Source organism: Actinomadura opuntiae, assembly GCF_030283205.1.
Lineage (GTDB): Bacteria > Actinomycetota > Actinomycetes > Streptosporangiales > Streptosporangiaceae > Spirillospora.
This window is the reverse complement of sequence record NZ_JASNWF010000052.1, coordinates 1-11603: the sequence shown is the minus strand read 5'-3', so window position 1 is coordinate 11603 and position 11603 is coordinate 1. Positions and strand designations below refer to the sequence as shown.

Annotated in this window: 11 protein-coding genes; 4 read left to right on the top strand and 7 right to left on the bottom strand. The window is 71.0% G+C overall.

Translation table 11 applies throughout. The annotated features are described in order from the left end of the window. Nucleotides 1-352: 352 nt before the first annotated feature. Nucleotides 353-1876 carry an ATP-dependent DNA ligase gene (locus tag QP089_RS48590; protein ID WP_285921421.1) on the bottom strand — a complete coding sequence of 508 codons (1524 nt, stop codon included), beginning with the start codon at nt 1874-1876 and terminating at the stop codon, nt 353-355. A gap of 122 nt (nt 1877-1998) precedes the next feature. Here QP089_RS48590 and QP089_RS48585 point away from each other — a divergent pair, with 122 nt between their 5' ends. Beyond that, nucleotides 1999-2763 carry a hypothetical protein gene (locus QP089_RS48585; protein ID WP_285921420.1) on the top strand — a complete coding sequence of 255 codons (765 nt, stop codon included), beginning with the start codon at nt 1999-2001 and terminating at the stop codon, nt 2761-2763. 354 nt (nt 2764-3117) lie between these two features. On the opposite strand, the gene QP089_RS48580 is transcribed toward QP089_RS48585, so the two are convergent. From QP089_RS48580 to QP089_RS48570, 3 genes are all read right to left on the bottom strand, one after another. Further along, nucleotides 3118-4083: an AurF N-oxygenase family protein gene (locus QP089_RS48580; protein WP_285921419.1), complete on the bottom strand. Its 966-nt coding sequence runs from the start codon at nt 4081-4083 to the stop codon at nt 3118-3120. A 67-nt stretch (nt 4084-4150) separates the two neighbouring features. Beyond that, on the bottom strand, nt 4151-5008 hold the full coding sequence (locus QP089_RS48575) for an SDR family NAD(P)-dependent oxidoreductase (RefSeq protein ID WP_285921418.1): 858 nt from the start codon (nt 5006-5008) through the stop codon (nt 4151-4153). A 44-nt stretch (nt 5009-5052) separates the two neighbouring features. Further along, nucleotides 5053-6159 carry a ferritin-like domain-containing protein gene (locus QP089_RS48570; protein WP_285921417.1) on the bottom strand — a complete coding sequence of 369 codons (1107 nt, stop codon included), beginning with the start codon at nt 6157-6159 and terminating at the stop codon, nt 5053-5055. Nucleotides 6160-6279: 120 nt separating this feature from the next. On the opposite strand from QP089_RS48570, the gene QP089_RS48565 reads away from it, so the two are divergent. Continuing rightward, a complete protein-coding gene (locus QP089_RS48565) occupies nt 6280-6954 on the top strand; it encodes a TetR/AcrR family transcriptional regulator (protein WP_285921416.1) in 675 nt (224 codons plus the stop codon). A gap of 23 nt (nt 6955-6977) precedes the next feature. Here the strand turns inward: QP089_RS48565 and QP089_RS48560 are convergent, their stop codons facing one another. After that, nucleotides 6978-7595 (bottom strand): TetR/AcrR family transcriptional regulator, encoded by a 618-nt coding sequence (locus tag QP089_RS48560; RefSeq protein WP_285921415.1) that lies wholly within the window; start codon nt 7593-7595, stop codon nt 6978-6980. A gap of 84 nt (nt 7596-7679) precedes the next feature. On the opposite strand from QP089_RS48560, the gene QP089_RS48555 reads away from it, so the two are divergent. Together QP089_RS48555 and QP089_RS48550 are read left to right on the top strand one after the other, a co-directional pair. Next, on the top strand, nt 7680-9143 hold the full coding sequence (locus QP089_RS48555; RefSeq protein ID WP_285921414.1) for a flavin-containing monooxygenase: 1464 nt from the start codon (nt 7680-7682) through the stop codon (nt 9141-9143). A 64-nt stretch (nt 9144-9207) separates the two neighbouring features. Next, complete coding sequence (locus tag QP089_RS48550; RefSeq protein WP_285921413.1) at nt 9208-9588, top strand: nitroreductase family deazaflavin-dependent oxidoreductase; 381 nt, start codon at nt 9208-9210, stop codon at nt 9586-9588. Here the strand turns inward: QP089_RS48550 and QP089_RS48545 are convergent. Then, complete coding sequence (locus QP089_RS48545; RefSeq protein ID WP_285921412.1) at nt 9585-10238, bottom strand: TetR/AcrR family transcriptional regulator; 654 nt, start codon at nt 10236-10238, stop codon at nt 9585-9587. The genes QP089_RS48550 and QP089_RS48545 overlap by 4 nt on opposite strands. An 80-nt stretch (nt 10239-10318) precedes the next feature. Continuing rightward, a complete protein-coding gene (locus QP089_RS48540) occupies nt 10319-11122 on the bottom strand; it encodes an NAD-dependent epimerase/dehydratase family protein (protein WP_285921411.1) in 804 nt (267 codons plus the stop codon). Nucleotides 11123-11603: the final 481 nt, after the last annotated feature.

Below are 11603 nucleotides of genomic sequence, written 5' to 3'. Positions count from 1 at the left end.
CACCCCCACCCCGCCGCAAACTCCCCACCTCCCGCCGCTAACCCCCCTGCACCGTCAGGCCGAGACGAACGAGAGCGACACTCCCAACCACCACCCCACACCAACTCCCACCCAGCCACCGCCCCAGCGCTGGCGACAACCCCAGCCACCGCACTGGTCACCAGCCCACACCGGCCACCGCCTCAGTCCCGCAACAACCTGAGCCGTCGCGATCGCGAGCGAAGCCGGATTCAAGCGAAGCGAGAACTTGATCGCGCAGCGAGGCCCCCAGGGCCGAGTCGAAGCGATGCAGCGATCGCACGCAGCGCCCGCCGAAGGAAGGCCGTCTAGCGGCCTGACGCCAAGGGCGCTGCTAATAAACAGGCGCGACTGTGCGGACGGTTTCGATGGTGTCCGCTTCGGCGGCGGTTTTGTCTGGACGGTAGCGGAGGACGCGGGCGAAGCGGAGGGCTATGCCGCCGGGGTAGCGGGGGCTGCGTTGGACGCCGTCGAAGGCGATCTCGACGACGAGTTCGGGGCGGACGTGCACCGTCCAGCCGTCCTCGCGGACGGCGAGTTCGCGCAGCTTCTCGGTCTGCCAGGCGAGGAGTTCGTCGGTGAGGCCCTTGAACGTCTTGCCCAGCATGACGAAGCCGCCGGTGTCGGGGTCGCGGGCGCCGAGGTGCAGGTTGGACAGCAGGCCTTGGCGGCGGCCGTGGCCCCATTCGACGGCGAGGACGACGAGGTCGAGGGTGTGCCGCGGCTTCACCTTGATCCAGCCGGCGCCGCGGCGGCCCGCGGTGTAGGGGGTGTCGAGCGACTTGACGAGGACGCCCTCGTGGCCGCGGGCGACGGCGTCGTCGAAGAAGTCCTTGGCGGCGGCCGGGTCGGCGGTGACGGTCCGCGGGATCCGGAGGTCTTCCGGGACGGCCCGGACGAGTGCCGCGTTGCGGTCGGCGCCGGGCGCGTCGAGCAGGTCGTCTCCGTCGAGGTGCATCACGTCGAACAGGAACACCGTGAGGGGGACCGGTTCGGTGTCCTTGGCGGTGCGGGTGGCGGTGCGGGCGGCGGTGATCTGGAACGGGTGCGGGGCGCCGTCGGGGCGCAGCGCGATGACCTCGCCGTCGAACACGGCCTCGCGGACGGGCAGGTCGCGCACGGCCGCGACGACCTCGGGGAGCCGCGCGGTGATGTCGTCGAGGGTGCGGGTGAACACCCGCACGTCGCCGTCGCGGATGTGGATCTGGGCGCGGATGCCGTCGAGCTTCCACTCCACGGCGGCCTCGGCCTTCAGCTTGGCGAACGCCTCCTCGACCGACGGCGCGGACGCGGCGAGCATCGGCTTGACCGGGCGCCCGACCTCCAGGGTGAACTCGCGCAGCCCGTCGACGCCGTCGGCGAGCGCGGCGGTGGCGACGGGGCCGAGGGAGCCGCGCAGCATGAACGCGCGCCGCACTTCGGCGGACGGCACCTCGGCCGCTGAGGCGATGGCCTCGGCCATCACCCCGTCGAGGGCGCCCTGGCGCAGCTCGCCGGACAGCAGCCGGATCAGGAAGCCCTGCTCGTCGCGGGTGGCGCGGCCGAGCAGCGCGGAGAGCAGCTCGCGGCGCCGCGCGACCGACCCGGCGCCCGAGACGGCGCCGATCTCGGTGAACGCGGCGTCGACCTCGGGGACGGTCAGCGACGGTTCGGCGGCGGGCGGCGGGACGTCGCGCAGCGCGGCGTAGCCGACGCCGATCTGCCGCTGCGGCAGCTCCCCGGACAGGTAGGCGACCACGGTCGCGGCCTCGCCGGGCTCGGCCGCGCGCAGGCATCCGGCGAGCGCCGCCACCTTGGCCTTGCGGCCGGCCGTGCCCGCCACCGCCGCCGACGTCCGCGCGATCTCCGCTATCCGCATTTCCCCATTGTGACCAGGAGGTCTGACAATAGGCCCCGGCGGGACCCCTGGTCAGCCGCGGCGGCCCTGACTACGTTGACCAGTGGCGGGTCGAAGACGCGCGGGGGAGTGAGGAGCGGGGCGTGGGGCTGCAGCGCGAGCCGTTCCACCGGGTGTACTCGGCGCCGGAGCCGCCGTCGCCGTCGCGCCGGCCGCGGCTGCTGGCGCTGCTGGTCGCGCTGGTGGCGTTCGTCGGTGCCGCGGTGGGGGTGTTCCTGCTGCTGCCGGGGCACGGCAAGGACAAGGAGGAGGCGGGTCCGAAGGCGTCGCCGCCCGGCGCGAGCACGCCGGCGGAGTCGCCCGGCCGGACGGCTGGGCCGGCCAGCCCGTCCACCACGCCCATGCAGGAGCAGACGATCGCCTCGCTGCCCAAGCCGTGCGCGATGGTGTCGGACGGCACGGTCCGCCGGACGATCCCGGGCGCCAAGCGGGCCGAGAGCGCCAACTCGACGTTCACCACGTGCACCTACACGGCGCGGGGGCCGAAGTTCCGCTGGCTGCGCGTCGAGGTGAACCTGCACGCGCCCGCGAAGACGCCGACGCCGGTGCGGGACGCGGAGGGCGACTACCGGGCGTCCTGGACGCAGGCGCACAACGCGCCCCTCGTCCGGACGATCAGCCTGAGCCGGCGGGCGGGCATCGGCGACGAGGCGTTCCGGTGGTTCAAGGCCGACGACGGGCAGCCCACGGTCGTCGGCGAGGTGACGGCGCGGCTGCGGAACGTGCTGGTGACGGTGAGCTACAGCGAGCAGGCGGCGAAGGGCCGCGAGGGCGCCCGGGAGGGGGCGTGCCTCGGCACGGCCGAGGGCGTCGCCCGCGAAGTGCTGAGCACGTTGACGCATTTCTGACCTGAATCGGCCGATCATGGCTTATTTTCTGTCAGAACCTTCTAAGGTGTTTCCGGTAAAGGGGAGGAAGTGCACCGGTCGTGCTCCCACTCGTGTCCGGCGGCCGGCGTGCTTTGCGGTGCATGGGGAGGAGGAGGTCGACGACGTGACCGTGCAAGCGGTTGGAGTGTCCTGGGTGAGGTGATCTCCAGGTCAGCAGCCCGTCCCGTCGAGTGGGCCGTGGAGTGGACCCCACTCCGCGGCCCGTCGCGTTCCGGTTTCCGGGACCACCGTAAAACCGTGCGGTATTCGGCGGCGGCCATTGTGCTGGAATTCGTTTCGACACCGCGCGGAATGGCCGCGGAGTAGAACCGGTTACGATTTCAGCAGCCCCGCACGAACCCACACGTCGCGGGCCCGGCCGTCCAGGAATCCGACCTCGTCGAAGAACGCGGTGCACTTGCGGAACGCCCACGCCATCGTGTCCCGGCGGTGCTCGCTGCGCGCCGCGACCCGGCGGGCGAGCTTCGGGTCCAGCCCGACGGCCTCGTAGCAGGACGGGTGGATCACCTGCGTGGCCATCAGCCGGGTGCCCTGCGCCAGCGCGTACGCCGCCGCCCGCCGCCGCACCGGGGAGGCGTGCGCGACGAGCCGCTTCAGCTCCTCGCGCGCGTACTTGATGTGCCGCGCCTCCTCGACGACGTGGATCCGGGTGACCTGCCGGACCATCGGCTGCACGTTCTCGTCGGGGAACGTCAGCCGCTGGAACGCGTCGGTGAACTCCTCCACCACCAGCGTCCCCGCGAACATCGGCATCGGGTCGTACACGGCGCCGAACAGCTTGGCGAAGTGGTACTCCAGCGCCCGCGGCCGGTGCGTGCGCAGCCCGCAGGTGCGGACCATCCGGCCGAACATCTTCGAGTGCCGGCACTCGTCGGCGATCTCCGTCAGCGCGTACGCGACGTGCTCGCTGTCGTAGCGGCGCCGGTAGGCGTGCTGGACGAGCGCCTGCATCAGCAGCATCTCCGACCAGATGCCGAAGGAGGCGATGCTGCACATCTCCCGCTTGGTCAGCTCCACCCGCTGCCGGTGCGTCAGGCCGTCCCACAGCGGCGTCTCGTAGAGCGACACCAGCTGCGGCGGGAGGTACCAGACGTCGGGGTCCTGCGGGGCGTCCCAGTCGACGTCCACGTCCGGGTCGAAGGAGTGCTTGCGGGACGTGCGCAGCAGCCGCTCGGCGACCACCTCCCGGTCGGTCAGCTCCAGCGTGTGGTCGCCGTCCTTGCAGCGGATCCGCGCGGTCCAGCTCTTCGGACGGTCGGCGAGCAGTTCGGGGGGCATCGGTCCTTCTCCTCTCCGGAGAGGCCGGAGGGCCGCGCGCGGCCGTGCCTCGCACGGCGGGCCGGCCCTACTGCACGGGGATTCTGGCGAGCAGGCGCGTCGACGCGGGGGAGATCCGGGACAGGGCGTGCAGCAGGTGGCCCTCGAAGTTCACCGGGACGACGGGCTTGTTCTTGATGATGGCGTTGACGACCCGCTCGGCGACCTTCTCCGGCGGGTAGTTGCGGAGCTTGATCGCCTTCTGCCCGCGGGCCCGCACGCGCTCGCGGTGCGCGGCGTCGCCGCCGACGAACGTGGCGTTCCTGACGATGTTGGTGCCGGCGAAGCCGGGGCACACGGCGGTGACGCCGATGCGCGAGGAGGCCAGCTCGGCGCGCAGGCACTCGCTGAGCATCAGCACCGCGGCCTTCGTGGTGGAGTAGGCGGGCAGCGAGCGGGTCGGCGCGAACGCGGCGGCGGACGCGATGTTGACGATGTGCCCGCCGAAGTTCGGTTTGTCGGGCTTGTTCGGCAGCGCGTTGACGCGCTCGACCATCTGCCTGCCGAACAGCCGCGACCCGTGGACGACGCCCCAGAGGTTGACGCCGAGGATGCGGTTCCAGTCGTCGACGCCGTGGTCGAGGAACGGCCCGACGACCGCGATGCCGGCGTTGTTGACGACGATGTCGGGGACACGGTGGGCCTGCTTCACCTCGGCGGCGAACGCCTCCATCGCGGCGGCGTCGGCGACGTCCACCTCGTAGGCGGCGCCGCCCGGGCCGAGGGTCTTGGCGAGCGTCAGCGTGCGCTCGGCGGAGGGCAGGTCGATGTCGGCGGCCAGCACCGTCGCGCCGCGTTCGGCCAGGGCCAGCGCGGTGGCGCGGCCGAGCCCGCTGCCGGCTCCGGTGACGACGGCGAGCGCTCCGTCGAAGTGCGCGAGTGGCATGCAGACCTCCGAGACGTCCCGAGCGGAATGATCCCCAACCGTACTCAGCCCGCCGCGGCGTCGGCGATGACGGCGTCGACCTCCGCCTTCCGCTCGGCCTCCTCGGCGGCGAAGCGCTCGGCGTCGAGCTTGTCGGCGATGTCCTCGTCCTGGTTCATCAGCGCGTCGAGGTCGGCCTTGGACATGTCGAGCACGCCCATGTCGTCGTAGGTCCGCTGGATGCGCTCGCTCCACAGGCCGATGTCCTTCACGCACGGGACGATCCGGCTGAACAGCAGGCTCTGGAACATCTTCATGTACGGGGAGTTCTCCACCATCTCGTCGACCTCCTTGGGGTCGATCCCGAAGTTGGTCCAGATCTCCCGGCCGCGGATGCGGTCGCGCATCAGGTAGCAGCCCTCGATGACGAACTCCTCGCGCTCCTTCAGCTCGGACGCGGACAGCTGCTTGTAGTAGTCGCGCAGGGCGAGCCGGCCGAACGCGACGTGGCGCGCCTCGTCCTGCATGACGTAGGCGAGGATCTGCTTGGGCAGCGGCTTGGTGGTGATGTCGCGGATGACGCCGAACGCGGCGAGCGCGAGGCCCTCGATGAGCACCTGCATGCCGAGGTAGGGCATGTCCCAGCGCGAGTCGTTGAGGGTCTCGTTCAGCAGGTCCTGCAGCTTGGTGTTGATCGGGTAGACCATCCCGACCTTCTCGTGCAGGAACTTCGTGAAGACCTCGACGTGCCGGGCCTCGTCCATGGCCTGGGTGGCGGAGTAGAACTTGGCGTCCAGGTCGGGCACCGACTCCACGATCCGCGCGGCGGTGACCATCGCGCCCTGCTCACCGTGCACGAACTGGGAGAACTGCCAGGACGTGGAGTGCCGGCGCAGCTCGCCGCGCTCCTTCGCGGTCAGCTTGTCCCAGTACTTGGTGCCGTAGATGGCCAGGGACTGGTCGGGGACGCCGAGCACGTCGTGCGGGTCCACCTCCAGGTCCCAGTCGATCCGCTTGACCGAGTCCCACTGCTTGTCCTTGCCCTTCTGGTACAGGGCGAGAAGCCGGTCGCGGCCGTCGTCGTACTCCCAGGTGAACCGGGCGTCGCCGGCCATCGGCACGTTCCAGGTGGACGCGGCGACGGGCTCGGTGTAAAGGTCATGGGTCGACACGGGCGTTCCTCCCCGAGGGCGCGAGACGTACCCTGATATGTACGGTGTACGTCTTACGTACGTTGTACGTACCGTGTCACGGTGCACTTACGGTGTCAACGGCGGGAAGGGGCGGGACCGATGGACGGCGACGTGACGTCCGCCACGCCGGCGCCGCGCCCCGTGCTGACCAGGGCGCGGATCGTGCAGGCGGCGGTCGGGCTGATCGAGCGGGAGGGCCCGGACGCGCTGTCGATGCGCCGCGTGGCCGGCGAGCTGGGCGTGGCGGTGATGTCGCTCTACAACCACGTGCCGAACAAGGGCGCGCTGCTGGAGGGCGTCGCCGAGCACGTCATCGCGGGCCTGGAGCTGGAGGACGACCCGGACGAGCCCTGGCAGGACCGGGCGCGCGCCCTCGTGCGCGCCTTCCGGAAGGTCGCGCACGACTACCCGCGCTGCATGACGATCGTCCTCACCCACAAGATCGACACCCAGCTGGGGCTGCGGCCGGCCGAGCGGGCGCTGGCCCTCGCCGACGCCGCCGGCTTCGACGGCCCGACCTCGGTGCGGATCATGCGGGCGCTGATGGCCTACGCGCTGGGCGCGCAGCTGCGCGAGACCGGCGTGGTGAAGACGCTGGACAACCTCGTCGAGACGCCGGCCGAGTCGTGGGCGAGGCTGGACGCCGCCGAGTTCCCGCACGTGGTCGCGCTCTCGCAGGAGCTGGCCAGCCACGACCCGGAGACCGACTTCGAGTTCGGCCTCGACCTGCTCATCGGCGCGCTCGACGCGCTGCCGCGCGCGTCGCGCCCTTGACCCGGCCCAGTCCAGGCAGGTGCTCAGTCCAGGTAGGGGCTCAGGCCCTTCCAGCAGAAGTCGGTCATGTGCCGCGCCGCGTCCTCGACGCTGACCTCGGGATGCCACGTCCGCCACTGGGCGAGCCGCTCGCACGCGCCGATGATGATCTCGGTGAACGCGGCGATCGCCCGCTCGCCGGCGTTCGGGGCGAACGTCGCGAGCACCCCGGAGATCAGCTCGCTCTGCTGGCGGCGGGTCGCCTCCACCGCCTCGACGGTCTCCGGCGACCCGGAGGCCGGCTCGCGCAGCAGCATCGCGAACGACTTGCTGTGCGCGTCGATGAACCCGAAGTAGGCGACCATCCCGCGCCACAGGATGTCCTCGGGGGCGGTGGCGCCGGCCATGGCCTTCTGCGTGACGTCGAGCAGCTCGGCCTTGGAGCGGCCGACGCACGCGACGAGCAGGCCGTCCTTGGAGCCGAAGTACTCGTAGAGCATCGGCTTGGACACGCCGCAGCGCTCGGCGATCTCGTCCATCGAGGTCCCCTGGTAGCCGCGCTCGCCGAACACCTCCTCCGCCACGTCCAGCATCTGCCGTTCGCGGTCCGCGCGCGACATCCGGCGGCGGCGCGGCGGGGGATGCGGTGTGGCGGCACTCACAGGAGAATCCTATCTGTTGGACCTACCGTCAGTAATCTACTCATAGTAACTTACTCCGAGTAGGTTACCGCGAGAGGACGGCTAATGAGCGAGCGTGCCCCGGCGATCGTCATCATCGGCTCCGGCTTCGCCGGGCTGGGCATGGCGATCCGGCTGAAGCAGTCCGGCTTCCATGACTTCGTGATCCTGGAGAAGAGCGACGCCCTCGGCGGGACGTGGCACGACAACACCTATCCCGGGTGCGCCTGCGACGTCCCCTCGCACATGTACTCCTTCTCCTTCGAGCTCAACCCCGGCTGGTCGCGGATGTTCGCGCCGCAGCCGGAGATCCGCGCCTACATGGAGCGCACCGCCGACAAGTACCGCGTCCGCGAGCACATCCGGTTCGGCGCCGCCGTCGACCGCATGGAGTACCAGGACGACGCCCGCCGCTGGAACGTCACCCTCGCCGACGGGACGGTCCTCACCCCCAAGGCGATCGTGTCCGGCATCGGCGCCCTGCACATCCCCTCGTTCCCCGACCTGCCGGGCATCGAGCGGTTCCAGGGCGCCGCGTTCCACTCCGCCCAGTGGGACCACTCCTACGACCTCGCCGGCAAGCGCGTCGCCGTCATCGGGACGGGCGCGTCGGCGATCCAGTTCGTCCCTCAGGTCGCGAAGGAGGCCGGGGACCTGGTGCTGTTCCAGCGGACGCCGCCGTGGATCCAGCCCAAGCCCGACTTCACCTTCCCCAAGCCCGTGCGCACCGCGTTCGACAAGGTGCCCGGCGTCGCCCGCGCGTTCCGCAACGGCATCTACTGGGCGCTGGAGGCCCGCGCGGTTGGCTTCACCATCGACCCGCGGCTGTCGCTCCCGCAGGAGAAGCTCGCCCGCCGGCACCTGGACAAGCAGATCCCCGATCCGGAGCTGCGCGCCAAAGTCACGCCGGACTACACCATCGGCTGCAAGCGCGTCCTGCTGTCCAACGACTACTACCCGGCCCTGACCCGCCCGAATGTGCACGTCGAGACGTCCGGGATCGCCGAGGTGCGGGAGAACTCCGTCGTCACGCAGGACGGCGAGGAGTACGAGGTCGACTGCATCATCTACGGCACCGGCTTCAAGGTCGTCGACGCCCTCAACGAGCTGCGCGTCACCGGCCGGGACGGCGTCAAGCTCCAGGAGATCTGGGCGGACGGCATCGAGGCGCACCGCGGCACCACGATCCCCGGCATGCCGAACTTCTTCATGCTGCTCGGCCCGAACACCGGCCTCGGCCACAACTCGGTCGTGTTCATGATCGAGGTGCAGATCCAGCAGGTGCTCAGCTGCCTGCGGCTGCTGCAGGAGTCCGGCGCCGACGCGATCGAGCCGAAGCCCGAGGCGTCCCGCCGCTTCAACGACCGGATGCAGCGCCGGCTGCGCCGCGCCGTCTGGAACGAGGGCGGCTGCAACAGCTGGTACCTCGACGACCAGGGCGTCAACCGGACGCTGTGGCCCGGCCACACCTTCGAGTTCTGGGCCGGCAACCGCAAGGCCAAGCCCGAGGAGTACCTCCTCACCCGCTGAGCGCGGACCGTCCGGGACGCGCGTGCCGCGGGCGCGCGCGTCCCGGACGTGTTAGGCATGGGGCATGCCGAAACCACTGATGCCCCGGCGGCTGCGCCGGATCAACAAGGCGGTCACGAACCGGGTGCAGGGCGTCTACGCGCCCTACCTGCCGCCGCTCGCCGTCATCGTGCACAAGGGCCGCACGTCCGGACGCGAGTACCGCACGCCCGTCACCGCGTTCCGCAGCGGCGACCGGCTCATCGTCGGGCTGCCGTACGGGGCCGACACCGACTGGGTGCGCAACCTGCTCGCCGAGGAGCGCGGCGGCGTGGAGCGGCTCGGGCGCGCGCACCGGATCGTCCGCCCGCGGGTGCTGTCGGCCGCCGACGCCGACGACCTCCCGACCACCGCCCGGTACGCGGCGCGCTACATGGACGTCCTGGTGGCGGACCTGGAGGACTAGGGCTGCTTCTCCGGGGCGAACATCGGCCGGAAGCCCGCGACGAGCTGCCGGATCACCGGGCGCTGCTCGGCGGGCGAGCGGCCGCGCAGGTCGTGGATGGGGTCGAGGCCGTCGTAGTAGGGGGCCAGCGCCAGGAACGGCAGCATCGTCAGGATCATCGTGGCGAGCACCTCCAGGTCGGCGTCCTCGCGGATGCCGCCCTGCGCCTTCCACAGCTCCAGCGTCGGATGGATGACCTGCAGGTAGTGCTGGTTCGCGGTGTCGCGCACGACCGACCGGACGCTGTTGTCCAGCTCGAAGTTCGTCGCCGCGGTGACCGCGCGCTCCAGCGGGTGGTCGGCCATGTACTCGGTCCAGTCGCACAGGACGTCGAACAGCCACTCGTCGAAGGGCTGGTCGAAGTCGACCCGCGCGATCCGCCGCTCCATCTCCTCGCGGATCCGGCGGGACGCCTCGTCGCAGACGAAGGCGAAGAACTCCAGCTTGTCGCTGAAGTACTGGAACAGCGAGCCCTTGGCGATGCCCGCCTCGCGGGCGATGGTGTTCAGGCTGCCGGTCGAGTACCCGTGCTCCCCGAACTCGCGCATCGCCACTTCGAGGACCCGTTCCCGCTTGGCGACGTTGAGGCGGAACCACGTGGACGTTGGCATGGACCCCTTCGACTTTCCGTCAGGAACCGGTAACCCGGAGGTCAGGATAACGGTCCGTCGCTTCTCGTGTGAACCGAATGTCACTCTCGCGCGTCGGTGGTCCCTCCGGCCGCGGGCCCCAGGTACCGGAGCGTGAACTCGGGCGAGGCGAAGTCGCCGCCCTGCGGGGTGCCGGGCCCGACGAAGGTGTCCGGGACGCCGTAGGCCGCGGCGTCGTCCTGCGGCCGGTACCCGAGGCGGTCGTCCAGCTCCCAGAACCGGCGCGCGTTCGCCGACACCGCGTACGCCGCCAGGAACCCCGGCGACGGGACGGTCAGCGCCGCCAGCACGAAGCCCGCGCAGTCGCGGTGGCTGAGCCACGTCGCCAGGTGGCGCGGCTCGTCCGGGCGCGCGTCGAGGCTGCCGATGCGCAGGCACACCACGTCCAGCCCGAACTTGTCGACGTACAGCCGGGCGAGGGCCTCGACCGCGACCTTGCTGACCCCGTACAGGCCGTCCGGGCGCGGCGGCATCTCCGGCGACACCGTCTCGGTGGACGGGTAGAGGCCGGTCACCCGGTTGCTGCTGGCCAGCACGACCCGCCGCACGCCCGTCACCCGCGCCGCCTCCAGCATCCGCTGCGTGCCCAGGATGTTGCCCTCGACCAGTTCGGGGAACGGCGCCTCGTCCGGCACCCCGGCGAGGTGGACGACCGCGTCCGCGCCCGCGACGATCTCCGCCGCGTCCGACAGGTCGGTGCGGCGCACCTCCTCGTTCGGCGCCTCGGCGGCCAGCGGAGCCCGGTCGGCCAGCACCAGCGTCCCCGCCGCCTCGCGCAGCGGCGCCCGCACGGCGCTCCCAACCCGTCCCGCCGCGCCGGTCAGCACGATCCTTCCCAGAGTCATGCCAGCAGTCTCCCAGCCGCTCGGGCCGGTTCGCTCGGCAGCCTCGTCCCGTGCGGGTGCGCCGAGCCGTCGGACTCCCGATTTTCCCCCAGACGCATTTCTCGCCTTCCGTGATCATTCTCTGCCGGTTCGGCAATGCGGGCGCGCGCCGGACGAACCGCCCCTGATGTGGCACGAACCGAACGACCCGGGCCGCACCGCGCCTGCGCGAACGCGGCGCACGTCTGGATTCAATTTCTCGTGACCTGCGAAAACATCGTCCGGACGCGATGGTCGGGACCGCGCCGGACGGCGGCCCCGCGATCGTCCGCGACGAGCTGCTCGCCGGCCGCTCCGGACCGAGGGAGCGGCCGGGGCCCTTAGAACGTGTCTCATGTGGGCCGCGTACGTCCTGCGGAATAATGCGGGATCGTGTCGTCGGATCTTGCGTTGCGTCTCGTGCCGGATGAGTTGTGGGAGCTTGCCGAACCGCTGATCCCGG